Here is a 23,909-nt window from a genome sequence, read left to right on the forward strand (position 1 = left end):
GTACGCCAGCCTCAGCCGCGACTTCCGCGCTGCACCGGGCGCAGCGACCCGCGAATTGGTTTGTTCGAACTTGACTGTTCATTGGCCACCTCGATGAGGATCCAATGCTGCCCGGGTCTAATACCTACGGTCGTAGATCTCCCGTAGCCACGGTTCCAGGACGGCGGCATCCGCGCCAGCGTGTGCCGGAGGGCATCGCCAGACGGCCGGAGGCGACCACGGGTGTGGCGGCAGGGGATCGATGGGGCGGGAAGACCAACTAGGCCCCGTGGCCTCGACGGGCACAGCCACGCCGCCGCTCTCGGCTGCCACATCTCGCCGGTCTGCGGATGTACCGGCACCGGCACCAGCTCTGCGGCCGGCTCACTGAGTCCCGGCCCCGCCAGCCACTCTCGGTGACGGTCAACGGCAGGTACTCGACTGGAGCCGGGACGCTCGACAGGTGTGGAACCGCAGGTTGGGGAGGTGATCGCGCACTCCCCAGCGCAGCGCATTCTCCCCTGATTCTCCCCAGGAAGTCGGGAGAGGCTCTATTGGACCTTCGCGTACGCGAAGTTGATCAAGGCGGGGAGGTCTGTAGCTACAGCCAGTCCCGCCGCTTGAAGATGAAGTACAGACTGACGCACACCACTGCCATCAGCCCGATCGCGAACGGATAGCCGAAGGCCCAGTGCAACTCCGGCATCTCATCGAAGTTCATCCCGTAGATCGTTCCCACCAACGTGGGTGCAAACAGAATGGCTGCCCACGACGAGATCTTCTTGATCTCCTCGTTCTGCTCGAACCCCGCCTCCGCCAACGCCCGCATCTCCGCGTTCTGTTGCTGCGTGACGAGCGTGGAGTTGACCGTGAGGATGTCGGTGAGGGCCTGGCGGAAGCCGTCCACGCGTTCGCTGGTGTGCGTGACGTGGTCGGCCACGTCGCGTAGGTAGCGCTGGAGTTCCTCGTCGGTGCGGTACTTCGCGAAGCCCGCCATCAGGGAGTGCAGCATGGCCACCAGGGGGCGGGTCGCGCGCTGGAACTCGACCATTTCTCGGGAGAGTTCGTAGATGCGGCGTGAGACCTCCGGGTCGCCGCTGAAGACCTCGGTCTCGATCTCGTCGATGTCGTTCTGGACGCCGGCCACGACCGGGGCGTACCCGTCGACCACCGCGTCCAGGATCGCGTACAGGACCGCCTCCGGGCCGAGCTTGAGGAGTTCGGGGCTCTCCTCCATGCGGCGGCGTACGGCGGTCAGGTCCGGGGCGGCTCCGTGGCGCACCGTGATGACGAAGTCGGGGCCCACGAACACGTGCAGTTCGCCGAAGTCGACCTCCTCGGAGGCGTCCAGGTAGCGGGCCGCGCTCAGGACGACGAAGAGGGTCTCTCCGTAGCGCTCCAGCTTCGGCCGCTGGTGGGCCTCCATCGCGTCCTCGACGGCGAGCTCGTGCAGGTCGAACTCGGCTGCCAGTGTGCGTAGTTCGGCCTCCGTCGGCCGGGCGAGGCCGATCCACGCCATGCCGTCCTGCTGCTCGCGCAGCTCCCGGAAGGTGTCGGCGAGGGAGGCGGGCGTCGCGACGCGGACCCCGTCCCGGTAGAGCGCGGCCTGCACGACGCTCGCGGTGTCCGCCGGTGCGGGGGAGGAGGGTGCGGGCGTCGCCTCGGGGTGTGCGGAGTCCCCGTTCCCTGAGGCCGAAGCGGCCTTGGCCGGGGCGGTGCGCCGCCAGCCGTGCCTCTTCGCGCTCGGTTCGGGCCGGGCCCGGCGCTCCGCCATGCTGGCTGCCTCCGATGTCTGATGGCGCCTGGCGGCACCTGGTGGTGCCCGATGGCGCCTGATGGTGTCGAACGTGCGTCCTGGTTGCTGATGGCTTCGAAGCAGGATATACGTCCCAAAAGTCGCGGGCGTGGCGACATCTCGGCGCCCTTGCGGACAGCAGATGTCCGCAAGCCCCGCTAGCGTGCGGAGCATGACGAAGACGACGGGTGCGGCGAAGGCGACGGGTGCGGCGAAGACGACGGCTGCGGCGGAGACGACGGGTGCGGCGAAGGCGACTTCCGCCGCGGAGGCGATGGTCACGCGGAGGAAAGCCGCTCGCACGGGCGCGCAGGTGCACCCCGCCCCCGTACTCGGTCCCCGCGCCCTCAACCGCGCCACCCTCGACCGCCAACTCCTCCTGCGCCGCTCGGCCGACCTCTCCGTCGACGGCGCCGTCGCCCACCTCCTCGGCCTCCAGGCGCAGAACGTGAAGCCGCCCTACTTCGCGCTCGCCGCCCGGCTCGAAGGGTTCGACCCGGAGGACCTCTCCGGGCCGCTGGCCGCCCGCGACCTCGTACGCATCGTCACCATGCGCTCCACCATCCACCTGCACACCGCCGACGACGCCCTCACCCTGCGCCCGCTGGTACAGGCCGCGCGCGACCGTGAGCTGCACGCCTTCCGCAAGGGGCTCATCGGAGTCGACCTGAAGGAACTCGCCTCGCTCGCCCGCGCCGCCGTCGAGGAGGAGCCCCGGACCATGAAGCAGCTGCGCGAGGTCCTGCTGCCCCGCTGGCCCGACGCCGACCCGCAGTCGCTCGCCGTCGCCGCCCGCTGCTCACTGCCGCTGGTCCAGGTCACCCCGCGTGGCCTGTGGCGGCGCAGCGGGCAGGTCGCGCTCACCACCGCCGAGCACTGGATCGGCCGCCCGAGCGAGCCGGTGCCCGCGCCCGACGCCACCGTCCTGCGCTACCTCGCCGCCTTCGGGCCCGCGTCCGTCAAGGACATGCAGACCTGGGCGGGTCTGACACGGCTGCGCGAGGTCTTCGAGCGGCTGCGGCCCCAACTGCGTACGTTCCGCGACGAGAAGGGAGCCGAGCTCTTCGACCTTCCCGACGCGCCCCGCCCGGATGCGGACACCCCCGCTCCGGCGCGCCTCCTGCCCGAGTTCGACAACCTCCTCCTGTCACACGCCGACCGGAGCCGGGTCGTGCCGCCCGAGTACAAGGGCCGCACCTGGAAGGGGAACCTCGCCTACAGCGTCTTCCTGATCGACGGTTTCCTGGAGGGTGTGTGGCGCATGGAGGAGGGCGCGGGGGAGGACAAGGACTCCGCCGTCCTCACCATCGAACCGTTCGGCACCCTGACCAAGGCTCAGCGCCGCGAACTGACCGATGAGGCGGAGCGGTTGCTGCGCGGCCCGCTGTGCGGGGCCGCGACGTACGACGTCCGCTTCGGCACGGTCATCGAGCGCTGAGCGGCGAAGGCCCCGGTCCGGCGTGGCCGTCGCCGCGGCCTCAGTCCGCCCGGCCCGTCGCCGCGACCGTCACGCCGAGCCCGATCATCGTGACGCCCCCGGCCCCGCCGATCAGCGAAAGGCGCCGGTCCGAGCGCGCGAACCACGAACGGGCCGCGGAGGCCGTCAGCCCCCACAACGTGTCCGTGACCAGGCCGATGCTGATCGGGACGAGCCCGAGGAGCAGCATCTGCGCGGGCAGATGACCGGCCGCGTGGTCGACGAACTGGGGCAGCACCGCGGCGAAGAACACGATGCCCTTCGGGTTCGTCACGCCGACGAGCGCACCGTCCAGGACCGTGCGCACGTCGGTGCGCGCCTCCCCGGGGGACTCCGTCCCCCATGACTGCGCCCGCATCTCCTTGCGGTGCCGGAACGCCTGCATGCCGAGGAAGATCAGGTAGGCGGCGCCCGCGAGCTTCACCGCCATGAACACCGCGGCCGACCGCTCGACGAGCGATCCGACGCCGAACGCGACCGCGACGACCAGGGCGTACGACCCGACGACGTTGCCGAGTGCCGTCGCCACGGCAGTGCGCCGGCCATGGGCCAGGGCCCGGCCGATCACGAACAGGACGCTCGGCCCCGGGATCACGATCACCAGCAGTGACATCGCCGCGAAAGCGAGAAAACGGTCCGTGGACACCATGTCCGTCACCCCCTCCGCCGGACATTCAACCCGCCGCCGACGTCGTTCGGTAAGGCGCTCACGGCAGCAGCCCGGCCTGCCGCGCCGCCACCACCGCCTCCAGCCTCGTGTGCGCCCCCAACTTCCGCATGGCCCCGCGCAGATACCCCTTCACCGTCTCCGGCCGCAGCCCAAGACGCTCCGCCGCCACCGCGTTCGTCACGCCCCCGGCCACGCATGCGAGTACGTCCACCTCGCGCGGAGCCAGGGAGACCGACCGCTCGCGTCCCGGCGGCAGCGTGGCCGCAGACGCCAATCGGCCGCACACCGCCAGTATTTCTGCCCGCAGCGTGGGATCGGCGATCCGTGGGGCAAGACCCCGGAGCGCGCCGTGCGCCTCGCGGACCTGCTCCCAGGCGGGCCCGGCGCCCGGCTGCGGTTCCCGTGCCGCCACGAGCAGCGCGCGCACCTCGTCACGTACGACGATGGCCTGCTCCACGTCCCGCGCCGCAGCCACGGCCGCCGACAGCGTCCGGTCGCCCAGCGGCTGGGCCGAGCGCAGGGCCCCGTACAGAACACCTCGCACCCTGCGCCTCACCACCACCGGCACCGCGAGCACCGAGCGCAGACCCTCCGCGGCCACGGCGGTGTCGTACTCATGGCTGATGTGGCGCGAGTCGTGGTAATCCGTCACCGCGCAGGGACGCGAGAGCGCGACCGCCTTGCCGCCCAGGCCGTTGCCCGACGACACCGCGAGCCCGCACAGCGCACGCGTCCCGGTGCCCGTCAGCTCACCGATCCGCACCTGCCGCTGCCCCTGCCCCTGTCCCTGTCCCTGTCCCTCGACGAGGCCACCGAAGGCCACCGGCAGACCCGTGCCGCGCCGCAGCCGCAGCAGCGCGGCCCGCAACTCGACCGCCTCGCCTCCGTCAGCCGTCACGCGCAAGACCTTTCCCTTCCGGACACCCCCGTACGGGGGTGGTGAGACCCGCATCACGAATTACACGATGTTACGTAGCGTCCGGCAATGACTCCGGCGCAGAGCGCGGCAAAGGTGCCGGGCATCGGACCGGCGACGAGGAGAGCGCAATGAGGACGACGGGTACCAGCGGCACGGAACAGTTCCGCACGGCTCGGGACTTCCTGCTGCGGCATCGTGAGGACTACTCCACCGCCTACGAGGGTTTCGCCTGGCCGCGGCCCGAGCAGTTCAACTGGGCGCTCGACTGGTTCGACGTCATCGCCCGGGACAACGACAGGACCGCGCTGCACATCGTCGAGGAGGACGGGCCGGACACCCGCTTCTCCTTCGCGCGTCTGTCCACCCGCTCCGACAAGGTCGCCAACTGGTTGCGCGCCCAGGGCGTCCGCGCCGGCGACCGCGTCGTCGTCATGCTCGGCAACCAGGTCGAGCTGTGGGAGATCGCCCTCGCCGCGATGAAGCTGCGCGCGGTGGTCATCCCGGCGACGCCGCTGCTGGGCCCCGTCGACCTGCGCGACCGGATCGAGCGCGGACGCGCCCGCCACGTGGTCGTACGCCCCGAGGACGCGGCGAAGTTCGACGCCGTGCCCGGTGCCTACACCCGCATCGTGGTGGGTGCCGACGTGGACGGCTGGGTCTCGTACGCGGGTGCCGACGACGCCCCCGAGTCCTTCGAGCCCGACGGCGTCACCCGTGCCGACGACCCGCTGATGCTCTACTTCACCTCGGGCACGACAGCCCGCCCGAAGCTGGTCGAGCACACCCATGTCTCGTACCCCGTCGGCCACTTGGCGACGATGTACTGGATCGGGCTCAAGCCCGGCGACGTCCATCTCAACATCTCCTCGCCCGGCTGGGCCAAGCACGCCTGGTCCAACCTCTTCGCGCCCTGGAACGCGGAGGCGACCGTCTTCATCCACAACTACACGCGCTTCGACGCGGGTCGGCTGATGGCGGAGATGGACCGGGCCGGAGTGACGTCCTTCTGCGCCCCGCCCACCGTCTGGCGCATGCTCATCCAGGCCGATCTGACCCAGCTGCGGACACCGCCGCGCGAGGTGGTCGCCGCGGGCGAGCCGCTCAACCCCGAGGTCATCGACCAGGTGCGGCGCGACTGGGGCGTCACGATCAGGGACGGCTTCGGGCAGACCGAGACCGCCGTACAGGTCGCCAACTCGCCCGGCCAGAAGCTGAAGGCGGGCTCGATGGGGCGGCCCACTCCCGGCTTCGCCGTCGTGCTCCTCGACCCGGTCACCGGAGAGCCGACAGCGCACGAGGGCGAGATCTCCCTCGACCTCGCGGGGGACCCGGTCGGCCTGATGGTCGGCTACAACGGCGACCCCGAACGCACCGCCGAGGCGATGGCAGGCGGCTACTACCGCACCGGCGACATCGGCTACCGCGACGCCGACGGCTACATCACGTACGTGGGCCGATCCGACGACGTCTTCAAGGCATCCGACTACAAGATCTCCCCGTTCGAGCTGGAGAGCGCGCTCCTGGAGCACGAGGCGGTCGCGGAGGCGGCGGTCGTGCCCGCGCCCGACGCCCTGCGGCTCGCCGTCCCGAAGGCGTACGTCGTCCTCGCCGCCGGATTCGAGCCCGGACCGGACACCGCGAAGCTGCTCTTCGAGCATTCGCGCGCGGTCCTCGCCCCCTACAAGCGGCTGCGCCGCATCGAGTTCGGCCCGCTCCCCAAGACCGTCTCCGGCAAGATCCGCCGGATCGAGCTGCGCGAGGCCACGGCCGCGAGCTCCGACGCCGAGTACCGCGAGGAGGACTACCGGTGAGCGAACTGTCGTATGCCCACGGTGTCAGTACGACGCCGCTGCTCGGAGACACCATCGGGCGCAACCTCGACCGGGCGATCGAGGCCTGGCCCCAGCGTGACGCGCTGGTGGACGTGGCGGCGGGGACGCGCTGGACGTACGCCGAATTCGGCGCCGCCGTCGAGCAGTTGGCCCGGGGGTTCATGGGGGTCGGGGTCGCCAAGGGTGATCGCGTCGGCATCTGGGCGGCGAACTGCGCCGAGTGGGTGCTCGTGCAGTACGCCACCGCGCGGATCGGCGCGATCATGGTGAACATCAACCCGGCCTACCGTGCGCACGAGTTGGAGTACGTGCTCAAGCAGGCCGGGGTGACGGTTCTTGTCGCCTCGCAGGCGCACAAGTCGAGCGACTACCGGGCGCTGGTGGAGCAGGTGCGGCCCGGCTGCCCCGAACTGAGGTCCGTCCACTACATCGGGGACGGTTCGTGGGACGAGCTCCTGGACGCGGCGGGGGCGGTGGATGGTGGTGAACTCGCCGTACGTGAGGGGGAGTTGAGCTGCGACGACCCCGTCAACATCCAGTACACCTCGGGTACGACCGGCTTCCCCAAGGGGGCGACCCTCTCCCACCACAACATCCTCAACAACGGCTACTGGGTGGGCCGGACGGTCGGCTACACGGAGCAGGACCGGGTGTGCCTCCCTGTGCCGTTCTACCACTGCTTCGGCATGGTCATGGGGAATCTAGGCGCCACGTCCCACGGCGCCTGCATCGTCATCCCGGCACCGTCCTTCGACCCCGTCGCCACGCTGCACGCGGTGGAGCGCGAGCGCTGCACGTCGCTGTACGGGGTGCCGACGATGTTCATCGCGGAGCTGAACCTCTCCGACTTCGCGACGTACGACCTGAGTTCGCTGCGCACCGGCATCATGGCGGGCTCGCCCTGCCCGGTCGAGGTGATGAAGCGGGTGGTCGCCGAGATGCACATGGAGGAGGTCTCCATCTGTTACGGCATGACGGAGACGTCCCCGGTCTCGACCCAGACCCGCCGCACGGACGACCTGGAGCGGCGGACCGGAACGGTGGGGCGCGTGCTGCCGCACATCGAGGTGAAGGTCGTCGAACCGGTCAGCGGCGTGACGCTGCCGCGGGGCGCCTCCGGCGAGTTGTGCACGCGGGGCTACAGCGTGATGCTCGGCTACTGGAATGAGCCTTCGCGGACGGCGGAGGTGATCGACGCCGGGCGGTGGATGCACACGGGTGACCTGGCGGTCATGCGGGATGACGGCTACGTCCAGATCGTGGGCCGCATCAAGGACATGATCATCCGGGGTGGCGAGAACATCTACCCGCGCGAGATCGAGGAGTTCCTGTACGGCCACCCGAAGATCGCGGACGTCCAGGTGGTGGGTGTCCCCGACGAGCGTTACGGGGAGGTGCCGCTGGCCTGCGTGATCCTTCGGGACGCGGAGGATCCGTTGTCGCTGGAGGAACTGCGGGCCTTCTGCGAGGGGCAGTTGGCGCACTACAAGATCCCGGCCGGGCTGCGGATCCTGGAGAGCTTTCCCATGACGGTGTCGGGGAAGGTGCGAAAGATCGAGCTCAGGGAGCGGTACGGGGCGTAGCCCCGCCGGGGGCGAGCTCGCGGCGCATGGCCACGCGGGGCCAGCGGTCGAGGCCGAGCTCGGCCTCGTGGGCGCGGATCTTTCGGAGCCCCGGGGTGAGTTCGGCTTCGGCGAGCACGTGGAAGCCGATGCGGGCGTAGTAGGGGGCGTTCCAGGGGACGTCCGCGAAGGTGGTGAGGGTGAGGGCTTCTCGCCCCTCTTCGCGGGCGCGCTCCGCTGTGTGCTCGATCAGGGCCTGGCCGATGCGGTGGCGCGCCGCTCGGGGGTGGACGGTGACTTGCTCGATGTGCTCTGCCGTGTCCACGGGTTCGCTGAGGAGGTACGCGACGGGGGTGCCGTCGCTCTCGCCTGTGGCTACCCAGGCTCTGCCTGCGTGGCGGAATTCTTCCAGGAGGGCGAGGGCGGGGGGCTCGTCGTCGGCGATCGCCGCCATGCCGAGGGCGCGGAAGGGGGCGCCTGCGGCGCGTTCGATGTCCTGGAGCGTGGGGAGCTCGGCTCTCGTGGCTGGGCGGATGCGCATCTGCTGAGTATGGCTGTCCCTGGCCTGGCGGCTCCCGGTTTTTCTGTCCCGCCGCTTCGCGGCGGATGCCCTCCCTCCCACCCACCCGATTACCCCGTGGTGGTGTGTTGTGTGGTGGCTGGGGTGGGGGGGTGCCGTGTGGTGGTGTCCTGTGCGGTGGTCGGGGTGGGGCGTTTGCCCCACCGTGGTCCCTTGCCCGGCGACCGGGGGGCGTGATTGCCCCGCGGTGGTGTGTTGTGCGGTGGCTGGGGTGGCGCGTTTGCGGTGGGGTGGTGTCTTGTCCGGCGGCCGGGGTGGGGCGTTTGCCCTGCGGTGGTCCCGTGTCCGGTGATCGGGGTGGCGCGTTTGCCCCGCGATGGTCCCGCGCCCGGCGGCCGGGGGCGGGATTGCCGCGGGCCGGTTCTTGTCCGGCGGTGGGGTGGGGCGTTTGCCGCGTGGCGGGCTTTCGTTCCGTGGTCGGGGTGGGGCGTTTGCCCCGCGGTGGTCCCTTGTCCGGTGGTCGGGGTGGCGCGTTTGCCCCGCGGTGGTTCCGTGTCCGGTGGCCGGGGTGTGATTGCCGTGTGCCGGTTCTTGTCCGCGGCCGGGGGCGTGATTGCCGCGGGCCGGTTCTTGTCCGGCGGTGCGGTGGGGCGTTTGTCGCGTGCCGGGCTTTCGTTCGGTGGTCCGGGTGGGGTGGTTGCCCCGTAGCCTTCCCTCGTCCGTCGGCCCGGGTGGCCCTCGCCCCAGCGACCCTCGCCCGCCGTCCGCCGCCCGCCGCCCCGCGAGGCGTCTACCTACCCCGCGGCCATCAGCTCGTCCGCCGCGCTGTTCACCGGCTGTGGCGTTCCCGTGAGGTCTATGACGAACAGCGGGATCGACAGTGCGTCCGCCCGTGCGCGGGCCGGTTCCTCGTAGCCCGCGAGGGAGAAGCAGACGCAGCTCACGGACTCGGTCATGGCGCTGAGCCATACGCACTCCACGTCACGGAGCGAGGTCGGCTGCACGGACGGCTCGATCAGCGCGATCATGCCCCGCGCCGCGACCCGCACCCCGGAAGGCGCCCGCTTGACCGCTCCCCGGATCTCCCCGTACCCGAGCCACCGCAGGTACAGCGCCGCCACCGTCACCGCGTCCCGCGCCGTGCGCACCGGCACCGGTTGGAAGGCGGGCCGAGGCGTCGGAGCCGTCCGGGGCAGCGAGATGTGCGCCGGGGCTTCGGGTGGGGTCGGAGCTTCCGGTGTTGCCGGAGGCGTCGGGGCGGCCGGTCGCGCCTCTGTCGCGGAGTCGGCCGGTCGCGTCTCTGTCGCGGGGTCGGCCGGTCGCGTCTCTGTCGCGGGGCCCGTCGGCTGTGCCTCTACCACGGGGCCCGTCGGCTGTGCCTCTACCACGGGGTCGGTCGGCTGTGCCTCCGCCGCGGAGTCGTTCGGCGGGGTCTGCACCTCGGGGTCGTTCGGCGGGGCCTGTGCCGCAGGCTCGTTCGACGGTGCCTGTACCGCCCGCACCGGAATCCGCAGCACCGCCCCGCACCCGCACCCCAGCTCGGGCTGTGGCCACTGATCGCGGCGGCCGCACATCCGGCACCGCACGGTCACCCACTCCTCCGCCCACGTCCGGTCCGTCACCGGAGTCACCGTCGCGCCGCGCGCCACCGGCGGCACCACGGGGGCGCCGCACGCGCAGGGGTAGGAGGGAGGGGCGTACACATGCTCGCGCCGGCAGACCGGGCACCGTACCGGGACGCCGCTGTCCGTCATCACCCTCACCCGTCACCGTAACCGTCACCGCTCGCCGGTTCGTGACCTCCATCGTCCACCAAGTGGGCCTGCCTCGGCAGCCAGTTGAGCCAAGAACAGCGTGCCCGCCAGGGTCAGGGCGCGGCGGCGGCTGCCCGGCAGGGGAAGGCCCGCCATACGGGCGATCGTGCGTGGGGCCGGTCTGGCCGTGGGGTGCCCGGCGAGGCAGGCGGTGACGAGGGGGAGCAGCTCCCTCGGTACGCCCGGCAGTGCCGGGTTCCCGCCTTCGGGGGCGAAGCCGCCTCGCCCCGTCGCCGCGAAGGCGAGTACCGCGCCTAGCGAGAACACGTCCGCCGGCGGCTTGGCCACCCCGCCCCGTGCCACCCCGCCCCGTGCCGCCAGGACCTCGGGCGCCGTGTACTCCGTTGTCCCTCCCGGCGTCCCTCCCGACGTGCCTCCCCGCCCTGCCCGCGTTCCCGTGCCGAAGCCGACCACACGGGGCCCGTCGGCGGACAGGATCACCTTCGACGGCCGCAGGCCACCGTGCACGAGCCCCGCCCGGTGGATGTCGTTCAGCGCCCCGGCGAGTGCGCTCGCCAAGGCGCGCAGCTCCGGCGTACCGATCGGCCCGCCGAGATCCCGTACCCGTGTGGCGAGCGTCGGGCCGGGGACGTACTCCGTGGCCAGCCAGGGCACCGCACCCTGCGGATCCGCGTCGACGAGCGCGGCGATCCGGCGCCCCCGTACCGCGCCGATGGCGTGGACCTCGCGGGCGAAGCGCGTACGGAACTCCTGGTCACCGGCGAGTGAGGCGTGCACGACCCGGAGGGCGGCGGCGCGCCCCGCTCCGTCGTGCGCGAGGAAGACCCGCCCGAGGCTTCCCTGCCCGAGCAGCGGGCCCGCCGCCCAGCGGCCGTACCGATGTCGGGTCAATGACGCCGCGTCCGGTGAACTGGCCACGCTCGACCCCCGATGGTGTGGCCGAATTCCATGCGAATTCAACGACTGGGACGCGCCCCTCGGGCGGCCCGGTTCCCGGACATCTCTTGACGGTCTCCACTGGACCCGCCTACATTGCTTCCATATAGCAGAACATCTTTTCCACAATGCGGAAACAGAAGCTCACCGCGGGGCGCGACGGGAGCCGGATCCGCCAGCCGTATCCGTCAGCCGAAAAGCTGATCAAGCTGTCGAAGCTGTTGTCGAAGCAGGAGAACCCCATGGCCCGTATGACCGCTGTCCGCGCGGCAGTTGAGATCCTCAAGCGTGAGGGCGTCACCAACGCGTTCGGTGTGCCCGGCGCGGCGATCAACCCGTTCTACAAGGCGCTACAGGAGGGCGGTGGCATCGACCACACGCTCGCCCGGCACGTCGAGGGCGCCTCGCACATGGCCGAGGGGTACACCCGCGCCAACCCCGGCAACATCGGCGTCTGCATCGGTACGTCGGGCCCGGCGGGCACCGACATGATCACCGGTCTGTACTCCGCGACCGGTGACTCGATCCCGATCCTCTGCATCACCGGCCAGGCGCCCACGCACCTGCTCCACAAGGAGGACTTCCAGGCCGTCGACATCGCGTCGATCGCCACGCCGGTCACGAAGATGGCCGTCACGGTCCTGGAGGCCGCGCAGGTCCCCGGCATCTTCCAGCAGGCGTTCCACCTGATGCGCTCGGGCCGTCCGGGTCCGGTCCTCATCGACCTGCCGATCGACGTCCAGCAGACCGAGATCGAGTTCGACATCGACACGTACGAGCCGCTGCCGGTCTACAAGCCGTCCGCGACCCGTGCCCAGATCGAGAAGGCCATCACCTTCCTGGTCGAGTCCGAGCGTCCGCTGATCGTGGCCGGCGGCGGCATCATCAACGCCGACGCATCCGACCTCCTGGTCGAGTTCGCCGAGATCACCAACACCCCTGTCGTGCCGACCCTGATGGGCTGGGGCACGATCCCCGACGACCACGACCTGAACGCGGGCATGGTCGGCCAGCAGACCGGCCACCGCTACGGCAACGCGACGTTCCTGGAGTCGGACTTCGTCCTCGGCATCGGCAACCGCTGGGCCAACCGTCACACCGGCTACAAGCTGGACGTGTACACCCAGGGCCGCAAGTTCGTGCACGTCGACATCGAGCCGACCCAGATCGGCAAGATCTTCGCGCCGGACTACGGAATCGCCTCCGACGCCAAGGTCGCGCTCGAACTGTTCGTCGAGGTGGCCAAGGAGCTCAAGGCCGCCGGCAAGCTCCCCGACCGCTCCGAGTGGGTCGCCTCCCACCTGGAGCGCAAGGAGACGCTGCAGCGCCGCACGCACTTCGACAACATCCCCATGAAGCCGCAGCGCGTCTACGAGGAGATGAACAAGGCCTTCGGCCCGGACACGCGCTACGTCACCACCATCGGCCTCTCGCAGATCGCGGGCGCCCAGATGCTGCACGTCTACAAGCCGCGCCACTGGATCAACTGCGGCCAGGCGGGCCCGCTCGGCTGGACGATCCCGGCCGCGCTCGGTGTCGCCACCGCCGACCGCGACACCCCGGTCGTCGCGCTGTCCGGCGACTACGACTTCCAGTTCATGATCGAGGAGCTGGCGGTCGGCGCGCAGCACCGCATCCCGTACGTCCACGTCCTGGTGAACAACGCCTACCTCGGCCTGATCCGCCAGGCCCAGATCGGCCTGGACATCAACTTCCAGGTCAACCTGGAGTTTGAGAACCAGAACAGTCCGGAGCTGGGCGTCTACGGCGTCGACCACGTCAAGGTCGCCGAGGGCCTGGGCTGCAAGGCCATCCGCGTCACCGACCCGAACGAACTGGGCCAGGCCTTCGAGCAGGCCAAGAAGCTGGCCCAGGAGCACCAGGTCCCGGTCGTCGTCGAGGCCATCCTGGAGCGCATCACCAACATCTCCATGAGCCCCACGGCCGACATCAGCGCGGTCAAGGAGTTCGAGGAGATCGCGACTGAGCCGGGCCACGCGCCCACCGCCATCCGGCCGCTGAAGGTCTGACGGCAGCGCCACACGGCTCTCTGAGGGGCGGTCCACCCGAGCGGGGTGGACCGCCCTTTAGTGTGTGCGGATGGAATCGCTTGAGGGTCTGCAGGTCATGACCTGCAAGGACGGGGCGGAGCTCGACGCCTGGCTCGACGCGCACCACGGCACCGCACCCGGCCTGTGGCTGATGGTCGCCAAGAAGGCCTCGGGCGTGCCGTCGGTGACGGCGGGGGAGATCATCGACGTGGCGCTCTGCCACGGCTGGATCGACGGCCAGCGCAGGTCGTACGACGACGTGTACTACCTGCAGAAGATCACCCGGCGCCGGCCGCGCGGCCTCTGGTCGAAGGTGAACGTGCACAAGGTGGAGGCCCTGACGGCTGCTGGGCGCATGCGCGAGGCCGGTCTCGCCGAGGTGGCCGCGGCCAAGGCCGACGGGCGCTGGGAGGCGGCCTACGAGTCCCAGCGCAACGCCACGGTCCCGGACGACCTGACGGCGGCGCTCGCGGCCAGCCCGGCGGCCCGCGCGACCTTCGAGGCCCTCGGCAAGTCGGATCAGTACGCGGTCCTGCACCGCCTGATGACAGCCAGGACTCCCGCCACGCGGGCAGCCAGGCTCGAACGCATGGTGGCCAAACTGGCGACGGGGGAGAAGGTCGGCTAGTCCCGGAGACAGCCCCGGGGACGCCCCGTCAGGGGTGCGGGGAACTGCGCGACCAGCCACGACGCGGTCGCAGACAAAGAAGAGCGGCGAGTACGGGACCGTCCGTACTCGCCGCTCTGGCTGAGGAGTTGTAGCCGTCCGGCCGCGCGCGACTGGCGGAACATGCATACGCGCTGCCGGACGGAGTCATTTGGGTCCAAGGCCCAGGGGCCCGAAAGCGGCTGGGACCGCGGCGGCTGCGAATGGCTCTGTGAGTTCCTCTTCCCTCAGGTCGAGAAGGGGATCACAGGGCCTTTACCACCGCACTGGCTCGCAGAGCCGCCGCGGTCCTCGTCCGGCCCGTTCACCACGGGACCACCCCTCATCCGGGTCCGTGATGGTGCGGGCGCAGCACCGGTGAACTGACCTCCCGTCAATTCACCAGTGCAGTCCGGGAGTTCTAGTCCTCGCGCAGGGCGCGGACGGCCTCCTCCACGCGCTTGCCGTACTCGGCGTCGGCGGCGTGGAAGTGGGCGAGGTTCTTCTCGATGACGTCGTCACGGGTGACCTGCGAGAGGCCGCCCGCGATGTTCGCCACCAGGCGGGCCTGCTCCTCGGCCGACATCAGGCGGTAGAGCTCACCCGCCTGGAAGAAGTGGTCGTCCTTGGTGTGCAGCGGGGCCTCGTGCGTGCCCGTGTGGCCGTTGACGGCCAGCGGGGCGGAGAGCGCCTGGCCGGTCTCGACCGGGCCGTCGTACGAGTTGGGCTCGTAGTTCTTGCGGTCACGGCCGTACGCGTTGGACGCCATCAGGCCGTCACGGCCGTAGTTGTCGGCCTTGCCGCCGTTGACGGCCTTCGGCGCGTTCACCGCGAGCAGCGTGTGGTTGACGCCCAGGCGGTAGCGGTGCGCGTCCGCGTAGGCGAACAGGCGGCCCTGCAGCATCTTGTCGGGGGAGGGGCCGATGCCCGGAACGAAGTTGTTCGGGGAGAAGGCGGCCTGCTCGACCTCGGCGAAGACGTTGTCGGGGTTGCGGTCCAGGACCAGACGGCCCACGCGCTGCAGCGGGTAGTCGCTGTGCGGCCACACCTTCGTCAGGTCGAAGGGGTTGAAGCGGTAGTCGGCCGCCTCGGCCGCCGGCATGATCTGCACGTGCAGCGTCCAGGACGGGTTCACGCCGCGCTCGATGGCCTGCAGGAGGTCCGTCTGGTGCGAGTTGGCGTCCTTGCCCGCGAGCTCGGCACCCTGCTCGGCCGACAGGCTGCGTACGCCCTGGTTCGTCTTGAAGTGGTACTTCACGAAGAAGGCCTCGCCCGCCTCGTTCGTCCACTGGTAGGTGTGCGAGCCGTAGCCGTTCATGTGGCGGTACGACGCGGGGATGCCGCGGTCACCCATCAGCCACGTCACCTGGTGCGTCGCCTCGGGGGCGTGCGCCCAGAAGTCCCAGACGTTGTCCGGCTCCTGCTTGCCCGTGAAGGGGTCGCGCTTCTGGGAGTGGATGAAGTCGGGGAACTTGATCGGGTCCTTGATGAAGAACACCGGGGTGTTGTTGCCGACGAGGTCGTAGTTGCCCTCTTCGGTGTAGAACTTCAGCGCGAAGCCGCGCGGGTCACGGACCGCGTCCGCGCCGCCCAGGCTGTCCGCCACCGTGGAGAAGCGCAGGAACGTCTCGGTGCGCTTGCCGACGGTGTTCAGGAAGTCGGCCGAGGTGTACGCGGTGACGTCGTCGGTCACCTCGAAGTAGCCGTACGCGCCGGAACCGCGCGCGTGCACCACACGCTCCGGGATGCGCTCGCGGTTGAAGCGGGCGAGCTTCTCCAGGAGGTGCTGGTCCTGGAGGAGAAGCGGGCCACCGACGCCGGCGGTGGCTGAGTTCTGGTTGTCGGCGACGGGGGCGCCGGACTCGGTCGTGAGCACACGCTTCGACATGGTGGCGGGGTTGACCTTCCGTACGGACTGCTGAAACTGCTGAGGTGACGTGAGCGTAAGTACGCCTGAACAGCTACGTCAACAGTTTGTTGAAGTTTTGGGTGGGGCTTGTTCGGGACGAACCGGTGGGGCTTGAGTTCCGGACCGCGGCGACGCCTGGGCGCGACAGGACAGGTGTCAGCGCCGCCGCGGCCCGGAAGTTGAGGGAGCTCCTGAAGCCTCTGAGGGCTTCTTAGAGCTCGGCGCCCGAGAGGCGCTCCACGCCGCGCAGCAGCGCGGAGTGGTCGAGGCCGCCGTCACCCTGCGTGCGCAGCGAGGCGACGAGCTGGGCCACCACGGCACCCACCGGGAGCGAGGCACCGACATTGCGGGCGGCGTCGGTGACGATGCCCATGTCCTTGTGGTGCAGGTCGATCCGGAAACCGGGCTTGAAGTCGCGGTTGAGGAAGTTGTCCTTCTTGCGGGTCAGGACGGTCGAGCCCGCAAGCCCCCCGTTCAGGACGTCCAGGGCGGCGGTCAGGTCCACCCCGGACTTCTCCAGGAAGACGACGGCCTCGGCGCACGCCTGGATGTTCACGGCGACGATGAGCTGGTTGGCGGCCTTCACGGTCTGACCCGAGCCGTGCGGACCGCACAGCACGATGGTCTTGCCGAGGGCGTCGAGGAGCGGCTTGGCCTCGTCGAAGTCGGCCTGCTCGCCGCCGACCATGATGGAGAGCACGGCCTCGATGGCGCCGGCCTCGCCACCCGACACGGGGGCGTCCAGGACGCGGATGCCCTTGTCCTTGGCGGCCTTGGCCAGGTCCACGGAGGTCTGCGGGGTGATCGACGACATGTCGACGATCAGCGCGCCGGACCGCGCGTTCTCCAGGATGCCGTTCTCGCCGTACGCGATGGCCTCGACCTGCGGGGACGCGGGCACCATCGTGACGATGACGTCGGCGTCCTTGACGGCCTCGGCGATCGACTTGGCGGCGACGCCGCCGGCCGCGGTGAGGCGGTCCAGCTTGTCCTGCTCAAGGGTGAAGCCGGTGACGGAGTAACCAGCCTTGATCAGGTTCTCGGACATGGGGGAGCCCATGATGCCGAGTCCGATCCACGCGATCTTGGGAAGGTTGCTCATGGTGAGAGCCTTTCTAGTGCTACCTGGTAATCGGGCTGCGGGGTGCTCGGTGGGTGGGCGGGAGAAGATCCGCCGCGAGGCGGCGGTCTAGTCCGCGGCCGGCAGCCAGCCGAAGGCTTCGGAGCTGGGGCGGTCGCCCGCCTTGTACTCCAGGCCGACCCAGCCGTCGTAGCCGGCCTTCCGGAGCTGGTCGAGCAGCTCCTCCAGCGGGAGCGACCCCGTGCCCGGGGCGCCACGGCCGGGGTTGTCGGCGATCTGCACGTGCGCGGTCTGGGCGACGTACCGATCGATGACGGCCGGCAGGTCCTCGCCGTTCATGGACAGGTGGTACAGGTCCATGAGGAACTTCGCGTTCCCGAGCCCGGTGGCGGCGTTCACCTTGTCCACCACGGCGATCGCCGCGTCCGCGCTCACGATCGGGCAGCGCGGCGACTCGGGCTTGTTCAGGGCCTCGATCAGCAGCACCGCACCCACGCGGTCGGCCTCGCGGGCCGCGAGCACCAGGTTCTCCAGGGCGAGTTCGTCCTGGACGGCGGGGGTGACCCCGTCCACCCGGTTGCCGTACAGCGCGTTGAGCGCCTTGCAGCCGAGGGACTGCGCGAAGTCCGCCGCCACCGAGAGGTTCGCGCGGAACTTGTCGCTCTCCTCGCCCGGGATCGACAGCGCACCGCGGTCGGGGCCCGGCAGCTGCCCTGCATAGAAGTTCAGGCCCACCAGCTCTACGCCGGCGTCCGTGATCGCGGCCCGAAGGGCGTCGAGCTCGGACTGCTCGGGGGTGGGGGCGTCGACCCAGGGCCACCACAGCTCGACCGCCGTGAAGCCCGCCGCGGCGGCAGCCGCGGGGCGCTCCAGGAGCGGGAGTTCCGTGAAGAGGATCGACAGGTTCACATTGAAGCGCTGGTCGGAGTATCCCATGGGGCTTCCGCGCTCCTTCCGTATAGCGGAAGTTAATTTCTGTCTGATGGAAGATTGCCGTCGGGGATCCGCCCTTGTCAAGAGGGGGCTGCCGGAAAATCACCACGCGGCAGTAGGTTGTGCGCGTGCGATTGAGAGTGGAGTTCACGACCGAACCCTTCGACCTGGACGAGGCGCCCGCCCATGCGGTGGTGGCCCGTGACGTCATCCAGGGGGCCGAGCTCGACGCCGTGGACGTCGGCCCCTTCGGCAATACCGCGGAAGGCGGCGCGGACGAGGTCCTGACCGCCGTCGATGCCCTGCTGCGCAAGGCCCTGGAGGCGGGCGCCACGCGTGTCTCGCTCCAGGTGAACGTGCTCGGAGAATCGGGGGAGGCCGTCGAATGACCGGTCCCAGAGACGACCGCGACCCCTTCGTGGCCGCCGTCAAGCCGCTCGTGGACGCCATGGGCGGCGAGATCGTGCCCCCCGACGAGGCGGGCGCCGACGACGTCGTCCTCGCCTGGCAGGGCGAGGACGTGCTCGCCGTACGCCTGCCGCAGCTCGCGGACTCCCTCGACCACATCCTGCTCGCCCTGGAGCGCAAGCGCGGGGTGCCTTTGTCGGAGCTCGACCGCAAGGCCAAGCAGGAGGTCGTACGGATACTCGAGGCGCGAGGCGCCTTCGCCGTGCGGCACGGAGTGGAGACGGTGGCCGGCGCGCTGGGCGTCTCGCGCTTCACTGTCTACAACTATCTCAACCGGTCCACCTGACCTCGCAGGTCAGAGCACCCCTGAAGGCCGTCGTCCGTTAACCGGACGGCGGCCTTTGTTACTCGAAGTTTTCAACAAAGTGTTGACGTGGTGTTTCGGCTGGCGTTAGCTATCCGCAGCCCGTCCAGCACAAGGCCGTATGGCCACGGAGGCACCCGTGACTTCGAGCTCGACGCCGGGCCCAGCCCGGTTCAACGCCTTGACGGAGAGTGCGGCCACCGCCGCCCTCCACGAGGCCTGCGCCTCATCGGCCTGGGGAAGCAGACTGCTCTCCCAGCGCCCGTTCCCCACTGTCGAAGCCCTCTTCGCCGCAAGCGACGCCGCCATGGCCGAGCTGACCGACGAGGATCTGGCCGAGGCGATGGCAGGGCACCCGCCGATCGGCCGCCCGAAGCCCGGGGACCCCACGTCGTCCCGCGAACAGCGCGGCATGGCGGGGGCCTCCGAGGAGCTCAAGGCAGAGATGCTCGAACTGAACCTGGCCTACCAGGAGAAGTTCGGTCATGTCTTTCTGATCTGCGCCACCGGCGCGACCGGTGAGCAGATGCGCGATGCGGTGAAGACCCGGATCGGCAACACCGCCGAGCAGGAGCGCGAGATCGTGCGCACCGAACTCGGGAAGATCAACCGAATCCGGCTGGCCCGTCTCGTAGAAGAGGACAAGGACTGATGAGCACTGACACCACCGCCTCGGTGTCCACGCACATCCTGGACACCAGCGTCGGACGCCCCGCCGAGGGCGTCACCATCTCGCTCACCGCCCGCAGTGGCCGTGACGCCGAGTGGGTGGCACTCGGCGGCTCCGCGACCGACGCGGACGGGCGCTGCAAGGACCTGCCGGCGCTGCCGGAAGGCACCACCCACGTACGACTCGACTTCGAGGTCGAGGAGTACTTCACGAAGAAGCAAGCCGAGGCGCAGCAGGACGCCCCCCGCGTAAGGGACAGCGGTGCGTTCTTCCCGGAGGTGGCGATCACGTTCGCCGTCAACCCGGGCGAGCACTATCACGTACCGCTGCTGCTCAACCCGTTCGGCTACTCCGTTTACCGAGGGAGCTAGCAGACATGCCCACGATTCTCGGCCAGAACCAGTACGGCAAAGCAGAGAACCGCGTCGTCAAGATCACGCGGGACGGCGACACCCACCACATCAAGGACCTGAACGTCTCGGTCGCCCTCTCCGGCGACATGGACGACGTCCACTACTCCGGCTCGAACGCGAACGTCCTGCCGACGGACACCACCAAGAACACGGTGTACGCGTTCGCCAAGGAGTTCGGCATCGAGTCCGCCGAGCAGTTCGGCATCCACCTCGCCCGGCACTTCGTGACCACGCAGGAGCCGATCAAGGTCGCGCGGATCCGCATCCAGGAGTACACCTGGGAGCGCATCGCGACCTCGGACAACAACTCCAGGTTCATCGGCTCGGACGAGGTCAACCACTCCTTCGCCCGCAAGGGCCAGGAGCTGCGCACCACGCAGATCACCTTCGACGGTGAGAACTGGGAGATCATCTCCGGGCTCAAGGACCTCACGGTCATGAACTCCACCAACTCGGAGTTCTGGGGCTACGTCAAGGACAAGTACACGACGCTGAAGGAGGCGTACGACCGCATCCTGTGCACCGACGTCTCCGCCGCCTGGCGTTACAACTGGACCAGCGACGCGGACCGGATGCCCAACTGGGAGAAGTCGTACGAGCAGGCCAAGAAGCACATCCTGCAGGCCTTCGCCGAGACGTACTCCCTCTCGCTGCAGCAGACCCTCTACCAAATGGGTTCGCGCGTCATCAACAGCCGCAGCGAGGTCGACGAGATCCGCTTCTCGCTGCCGAACAACCACCACTTCCTGGTGGACCTCGAGCCCTTCGGGCTGAAGAACGACAACGAGGTCTACTTCGCGGCGGACCGCCCCTACGGCCTCATCGAGGCCACGGTTCTCAGGGACGGGGTCCAGCCGAAGATCCCGGTCGACATGACCAACCTCTGACGCGGGACGCGCGCCCCCGCCCGTCCGCAGCGGACGGGGGCGCGCCACACCGGAGGGAACAGCAGCAATGGCACAGCCTGCAAAAGGGCCGGCGAAAGGCCCGTGTTCCACCCCATCGGACATAGCCGACGGCGAATCAACTCCCGCCTGTCATCCGGTGGATGAGAAGCTTCACCCCTCGCGGCTGGTCCCCGCCGCGCTCCAGCACATCGCCGCCATGTACGCGGGCGTCGTCACTCCGCCGCTGATCATCGGCCAGGCCGTCGGCCTGGACACGGTCGCGCAGACGCGCCTCATCGCCGCGAGCCTGCTGATCGCCGGACTCGCCACGATCCTCCAGACGCTCGGCGTCAAGGGATTCGTCGGCAACCGGCTCCCCTTCGTGAACGCCGCCTCGTCCGCGGGCATCGCACCCATTCTCGCCATCGCCGAGAACAGCGCCAAAGGTCATCAACTCCCGGCCATCTACGGCGCGGTGATGGTGGCGGGCGTCTTCTGCCTCGCGGTCGGACCGTTCTTCGGGCGGCTCCTGCGCTTCTTCCCGCCGCTCGTCACCGGCGTCGTCATCACCCTCATCGGCGTGACGCTGATGCCCGTGCCCGTCACCTGGGCGCAGGGCGGCGACAAGACCGCCGCCGACTTCGGCGCCATGAAGTACCTCGCGCTCGCCGCCTTCACGCTCGTCGTGATCCTCTTCTTCCAGCGGTTCGGCCGCGGCTTCCTCAAGCAAGTCGCCCTGCTCCTGGGCATGTTGATCGGAACGCTCGCCGCGATCCCGTTCGGGATGGCCGACTTCAGCGCCCTCAAGTCCGCGCCGGTCGCCGCGCTCCCGACGCCCTTCGCCTTCGGCGCCCCGGAGTTCCAGCCCGCCGCCATCCTCTCGCTCTGCATCGTGATGCTGGTCCTGATGACCGAGTCGTCGGCCGGCATACTCGCCCTCGGCGAGATCTGCGACCGCAAGAGCGACGGGAAGACCATCACCCGCGGCCTGCGCACCGACGGCATCGCGACCCTGGTCGGCCCGGTCTTCGGCGGCTTCCCCACATCGGCCTTCGCACAGAACGTCGGCGTCGTCTCCTTGACACGTGTCCGCAGCCGCTATGTAGTGGCCGTCGCGGGCGGCGCCCTCATCGTGCTCGGTGCCTTCCCGATGCTCGGCGCGGTCGTCAGCCTCGTACCGATGCCGGTCCTCGGCGGCGCGGGCATCGTCCTCTTCGGCTCCATCGCGGTGAGCGGCATCCGTACGCTCTCCGAGGCGGGCCTCGACGACAGCTCCAACATCATCCTGGTGGCCGTCGCGCTCGGAGCGGGCATCATCCCGCTCGCCGCGCCCACCTTCTACGCCGAATTCCCGGCCTGGGCGCAGACCGTCCTCGGCTCCGGAATCAGTGCGGGAGCGCTGACCGCGGTCCTGCTCAACCTGTTCTTCAACCATCTCGGCACCCGTAGCCCCGCGGCCGCGGCACTCAAATCTTCCTAGGGTCATGCCGTGCCCACATCGCCACACGCAAGAGAAGGAAGAAGCACCATGGCAGCACCGGCAGACCTGCAGCGCATCGTCATCGAGAACTGCGCGATCGCGACCGTCGACGCCGACGACACCGAGTACGCATCGGGGTACGTCGTCGTCGCCGGGAACAAGATCGAGTCCATCGGCGCAGGAAAGGCCCCCGAGGGCCTGCAGAACGTCGTACGCCGCGTGGACGGGACCGGTCACCTCGTGACCCCCGGCCTGGTCAACACGCACCACCACTTCTACCAGTGGATCACCCGCGGCCTGGCCACCGACCACAACCTCTTCAACTGGCTCGTCGCGCTCTACCCGACCTGGGCGCGCATCGACGAGCAGATGGTGAAGGCGGCGGCCCAGGGCTCGCTCGGCATGATGGCCCGCGGCGGTGTCACCACCGCGATGGACCACCACTACGTCTTCCCGAAGAACTCCGGTGACCTCTCCGGCGCCATCATCGGCGCGGCGAGCGACATGGGAGTGCGCTTCACCCTCGCCCGCGGCTCCATGGACCGCAGCGTCAAGGACGGCGGCCTGCCGCCGGACTTCGCCGTCGAGACCCTCGAAGGCGCGCTCGCCGCGACCGCCGAGACCGTCGACAAGCACCACGACGCCTCCTTCGACGCGATGACCCAGGTCGCCGTCGCCCCCTGCTCCCCGTTCTCGGTCTCCACCGAACTCATGAAGCAGGGCGCCGAGTTGGCGCGCGCCAAGGGCGTACGCCTGCACACCCACGGCAGTGAGACCGTCGAGGAGGAGCAGTTCTGCAAGGAACTGTTCGGCATGGGCCCCACCGACTACTTCGAGTCGACCGGCTGGCTCGGTGACGACGTGTGGATGGCGCACTGCGTCCACATGAACGACTCCGACATCGCGGCATTCGCCCGCACCGGCACGGGAGTCGCGCACTGCCCGTCCTCCAATGCACGTCTGGCCGCCGGTATCGCCCGCGTCCCCGACATGCTCAAGGCGGGCGTCCCGGTCGGCCTCGGTGTCGACGGCACCGCGTCGAACGAGTCCGGCGAACTCCACACCGAGCTGCGCAACGCGCTCCTCATCAACCGCCTCGGCGCGCACCGCGAAGCGGCCCTGAACGCACGTCAGGCCCTGCGTCTTGGCACTTTCGGCGGCGCCCAGGTGCTTGGCCGCTCCTCGCAGATCGGGTCGCTCGAGCCGGGCAAGCTCGCCGACCTGGTCCTCTGGAAGATCGACGGCATCGGGCACTCCTCGATCGCCGACCCGGTGACCGCCATCGTCTTCGGCGCGGCGGCCCCGGTCACGCTCTCCCTCGTCAACGGCAAGCCGGTCGTCGAGAACAGCCGACTGCTGAACGTCGACGAGGACGCCATCGCCCGCTCCGCGCGGGACGAGGCGCAGCGCCTCGCGCGGATCGCCGCCGAGGCCTGACCCAAAGAACTCCGGTCAGGGGGGACGGCCCCTGACCGGACTTGAGCAGCCGAGCGGGTTGCTCAAGTGCCGCCCCGGAACGTGGCCCAAAGCTTCACGCTCCCGGGGCGGTCAGTACTACCTGGGCGCACCACCCACAACTTCATACCGAGCAAGTCCTTGCAC

Annotated in this window: 21 protein-coding genes; 12 read left to right on the plus strand and 9 right to left on the minus strand. The window is 69.7% G+C overall.

Annotated features, from left to right (window positions below):
- Positions 1 to 580 precede the first annotated feature (580 nt).
- A complete protein-coding gene (locus AC07AG_RS07355) occupies positions 581 to 1,753 on the minus strand; it encodes a magnesium and cobalt transport protein CorA (protein ID WP_478752795.1) in 1,173 nt (390 codons plus the stop codon).
- A 295-nt stretch (positions 1,754 to 2,048) separates the two neighbouring features.
- Here AC07AG_RS07355 and AC07AG_RS07360 point away from each other — a divergent pair, with 295 nt between their 5' ends.
- Positions 2,049 to 3,212: a winged helix DNA-binding domain-containing protein gene (locus tag AC07AG_RS07360; protein ID WP_478753915.1), complete on the plus strand. Its 1,164-nt coding sequence runs from the start codon at positions 2,049 to 2,051 to the stop codon at positions 3,210 to 3,212.
- 40 nt (positions 3,213 to 3,252) lie between these two features.
- On the opposite strand, the gene AC07AG_RS07365 is transcribed toward AC07AG_RS07360, so the two are convergent.
- Both AC07AG_RS07365 and AC07AG_RS07370 read right to left on the minus strand, forming a co-directional pair.
- Positions 3,253 to 3,900, minus strand: a complete 648-nt coding sequence (locus tag AC07AG_RS07365; protein WP_478752797.1) for a LysE family translocator — start codon at positions 3,898 to 3,900, stop codon at positions 3,253 to 3,255.
- A gap of 58 nt (positions 3,901 to 3,958) precedes the next feature.
- On the minus strand, positions 3,959 to 4,819 hold the full coding sequence (locus AC07AG_RS07370; protein ID WP_478752799.1) for a helix-turn-helix transcriptional regulator: 861 nt from the start codon (positions 4,817 to 4,819) through the stop codon (positions 3,959 to 3,961).
- A 149-nt stretch (positions 4,820 to 4,968) separates the two neighbouring features.
- Between AC07AG_RS07370 and AC07AG_RS07375 the strand changes: the two genes are divergently transcribed.
- Together AC07AG_RS07375 and AC07AG_RS07380 are read left to right on the plus strand one after the other, a co-directional pair.
- On the plus strand, positions 4,969 to 6,651 hold the full coding sequence (locus AC07AG_RS07375) for an AMP-binding protein (protein ID WP_478752801.1): 1,683 nt from the start codon (positions 4,969 to 4,971) through the stop codon (positions 6,649 to 6,651).
- On the plus strand, positions 6,648 to 8,255 hold the full coding sequence (locus AC07AG_RS07380) for an AMP-binding protein (protein ID WP_478752803.1): 1,608 nt from the start codon (positions 6,648 to 6,650) through the stop codon (positions 8,253 to 8,255). Before AC07AG_RS07375 ends, AC07AG_RS07380 begins: the two co-directional genes overlap by 4 nt.
- Here AC07AG_RS07380 and AC07AG_RS07385 read toward each other — a convergent pair.
- The 3 genes from AC07AG_RS07385 to AC07AG_RS07395 all read right to left on the minus strand — a co-directional run bounded on the left by AC07AG_RS07385 (position 8,233) and on the right by AC07AG_RS07395 (position 11,447).
- Positions 8,233 to 8,958: a GNAT family N-acetyltransferase gene (locus AC07AG_RS07385; protein ID WP_478752805.1), complete on the minus strand. Its 726-nt coding sequence runs from the start codon at positions 8,956 to 8,958 to the stop codon at positions 8,233 to 8,235. The genes AC07AG_RS07380 and AC07AG_RS07385 overlap by 23 nt on opposite strands.
- Before the next feature lie 590 nt (positions 8,959 to 9,548).
- Positions 9,549 to 10,508 carry a hypothetical protein gene (locus AC07AG_RS07390; protein ID WP_478752807.1) on the minus strand — a complete coding sequence of 320 codons (960 nt, stop codon included), beginning with the start codon at positions 10,506 to 10,508 and terminating at the stop codon, positions 9,549 to 9,551.
- Positions 10,509 to 10,532: 24 nt separating this feature from the next.
- The gene (locus tag AC07AG_RS07395; protein WP_478752809.1) at positions 10,533 to 11,447 is read right to left on the minus strand and encodes a protein kinase domain-containing protein; all 915 of its coding nucleotides are present in this window, start codon (positions 11,445 to 11,447) and stop codon (positions 10,533 to 10,535) included.
- 260 nt (positions 11,448 to 11,707) lie between these two features.
- Here AC07AG_RS07395 and gcl point away from each other — a divergent pair, with 260 nt between their 5' ends.
- Complete coding sequence (gene gcl / locus AC07AG_RS07400; RefSeq protein ID WP_478753916.1) at positions 11,708 to 13,495, plus strand: glyoxylate carboligase; 1,788 nt, start codon at positions 11,708 to 11,710, stop codon at positions 13,493 to 13,495.
- Between the two features lie 70 nt (positions 13,496 to 13,565).
- On the plus strand, positions 13,566 to 14,144 hold the full coding sequence (locus AC07AG_RS07405) for a YdeI/OmpD-associated family protein (RefSeq protein WP_478752811.1): 579 nt from the start codon (positions 13,566 to 13,568) through the stop codon (positions 14,142 to 14,144).
- A gap of 439 nt (positions 14,145 to 14,583) precedes the next feature.
- Here the strand turns inward: AC07AG_RS07405 and AC07AG_RS07410 are convergent, their stop codons facing one another.
- The 3 genes from AC07AG_RS07410 to AC07AG_RS07420 form a co-directional block, all read right to left on the minus strand.
- Complete coding sequence (locus tag AC07AG_RS07410; RefSeq protein ID WP_478752813.1) at positions 14,584 to 16,050, minus strand: catalase; 1,467 nt, start codon at positions 16,048 to 16,050, stop codon at positions 14,584 to 14,586.
- Positions 16,051 to 16,282: 232 nt separating this feature from the next.
- A complete protein-coding gene (locus AC07AG_RS07415; RefSeq protein WP_249586932.1) occupies positions 16,283 to 17,173 on the minus strand; it encodes a 2-hydroxy-3-oxopropionate reductase in 891 nt (296 codons plus the stop codon).
- 87 nt (positions 17,174 to 17,260) lie between these two features.
- Positions 17,261 to 18,088, minus strand: coding sequence for a TIM barrel protein (locus tag AC07AG_RS07420; protein WP_478752815.1), 828 nt, complete (start codon positions 18,086 to 18,088; stop codon positions 17,261 to 17,263).
- Positions 18,089 to 18,213: 125 nt separating this feature from the next.
- Here AC07AG_RS07420 and AC07AG_RS07425 point away from each other — a divergent pair, with 125 nt between their 5' ends.
- From AC07AG_RS07425 to AC07AG_RS07455, 7 genes are all read left to right on the plus strand, one after another.
- Positions 18,214 to 18,474, plus strand: coding sequence for a YkoF family thiamine-binding protein (locus tag AC07AG_RS07425; protein WP_363209683.1), 261 nt, complete (start codon positions 18,214 to 18,216; stop codon positions 18,472 to 18,474).
- Positions 18,471 to 18,839, plus strand: coding sequence for a helix-turn-helix domain-containing protein (locus tag AC07AG_RS07430; RefSeq protein ID WP_478752818.1), 369 nt, complete (start codon positions 18,471 to 18,473; stop codon positions 18,837 to 18,839). The genes AC07AG_RS07425 and AC07AG_RS07430 overlap by 4 nt, the downstream gene beginning before the upstream one ends.
- A 157-nt stretch (positions 18,840 to 18,996) precedes the next feature.
- Positions 18,997 to 19,509, plus strand: a complete 513-nt coding sequence (gene uraD, locus AC07AG_RS07435; RefSeq protein WP_478752820.1) for a 2-oxo-4-hydroxy-4-carboxy-5-ureidoimidazoline decarboxylase — start codon at positions 18,997 to 18,999, stop codon at positions 19,507 to 19,509.
- Positions 19,509 to 19,898: a hydroxyisourate hydrolase gene (gene uraH / locus AC07AG_RS07440; protein WP_478752822.1), complete on the plus strand. Its 390-nt coding sequence runs from the start codon at positions 19,509 to 19,511 to the stop codon at positions 19,896 to 19,898. Before uraD ends, uraH begins: the two co-directional genes overlap by 1 nt.
- A gap of 5 nt (positions 19,899 to 19,903) precedes the next feature.
- Complete coding sequence (gene pucL, locus AC07AG_RS07445) at positions 19,904 to 20,827, plus strand: factor-independent urate hydroxylase (RefSeq protein WP_478752824.1); 924 nt, start codon at positions 19,904 to 19,906, stop codon at positions 20,825 to 20,827.
- Between the two features lie 67 nt (positions 20,828 to 20,894).
- Entirely contained in the window at positions 20,895 to 22,307 is a 1,413-nt protein-coding gene (locus AC07AG_RS07450) for a nucleobase:cation symporter-2 family protein (protein WP_478752826.1), read from the plus strand.
- A gap of 48 nt (positions 22,308 to 22,355) precedes the next feature.
- A complete protein-coding gene (locus AC07AG_RS07455) occupies positions 22,356 to 23,744 on the plus strand; it encodes an 8-oxoguanine deaminase (protein ID WP_478752828.1) in 1,389 nt (462 codons plus the stop codon).
- The last annotated feature ends 165 nt before the right edge of the window (positions 23,745 to 23,909 follow it).

Source organism: Streptomyces sp. NPDC044044, assembly GCF_056434405.1.

Excerpts from the sequence above, each read along its gene's own strand:
- AC07AG_RS07355 (WP_478752795.1), bottom strand. The coding sequence starts at position 1,753 with ATGGCGGAGCGCCGGGCCCGGCCCGAACCGAGCGCGAAGAGGCACGGC.
- AC07AG_RS07360 (WP_478753915.1), top strand. The coding sequence starts at position 2,049 with ATGGTCACGCGGAGGAAAGCCGCTCGCACGGGCGCGCAGGTGCACCCC.
- AC07AG_RS07365 (WP_478752797.1), bottom strand. The coding sequence starts at position 3,900 with ATGGTGTCCACGGACCGTTTTCTCGCTTTCGCGGCGATGTCACTGCTG.
- AC07AG_RS07375 (WP_478752801.1), top strand. The coding sequence starts at position 4,969 with ATGAGGACGACGGGTACCAGCGGCACGGAACAGTTCCGCACGGCTCGG.
- AC07AG_RS07390 (WP_478752807.1), bottom strand. The coding sequence starts at position 10,508 with ATGACGGACAGCGGCGTCCCGGTACGGTGCCCGGTCTGCCGGCGCGAG.
- gcl (WP_478753916.1), top strand. The coding sequence starts at position 11,708 with ATGGCCCGTATGACCGCTGTCCGCGCGGCAGTTGAGATCCTCAAGCGT.
- AC07AG_RS07405 (WP_478752811.1), top strand. The coding sequence starts at position 13,566 with ATGGAATCGCTTGAGGGTCTGCAGGTCATGACCTGCAAGGACGGGGCG.
- AC07AG_RS07410 (WP_478752813.1), bottom strand. The coding sequence starts at position 16,050 with ATGTCGAAGCGTGTGCTCACGACCGAGTCCGGCGCCCCCGTCGCCGAC.
- AC07AG_RS07415 (WP_249586932.1), bottom strand. The coding sequence starts at position 17,173 with ATGAGCAACCTTCCCAAGATCGCGTGGATCGGACTCGGCATCATGGGC.
- AC07AG_RS07420 (WP_478752815.1), bottom strand. The coding sequence starts at position 18,088 with ATGGGATACTCCGACCAGCGCTTCAATGTGAACCTGTCGATCCTCTTC.
- AC07AG_RS07430 (WP_478752818.1), top strand. The coding sequence starts at position 18,471 with ATGACCGGTCCCAGAGACGACCGCGACCCCTTCGTGGCCGCCGTCAAG.
- uraH (WP_478752822.1), top strand. The coding sequence starts at position 19,509 with ATGAGCACTGACACCACCGCCTCGGTGTCCACGCACATCCTGGACACC.
- pucL (WP_478752824.1), top strand. The coding sequence starts at position 19,904 with ATGCCCACGATTCTCGGCCAGAACCAGTACGGCAAAGCAGAGAACCGC.
- AC07AG_RS07450 (WP_478752826.1), top strand. The coding sequence starts at position 20,895 with ATGGCACAGCCTGCAAAAGGGCCGGCGAAAGGCCCGTGTTCCACCCCA.
- AC07AG_RS07455 (WP_478752828.1), top strand. The coding sequence starts at position 22,356 with ATGGCAGCACCGGCAGACCTGCAGCGCATCGTCATCGAGAACTGCGCG.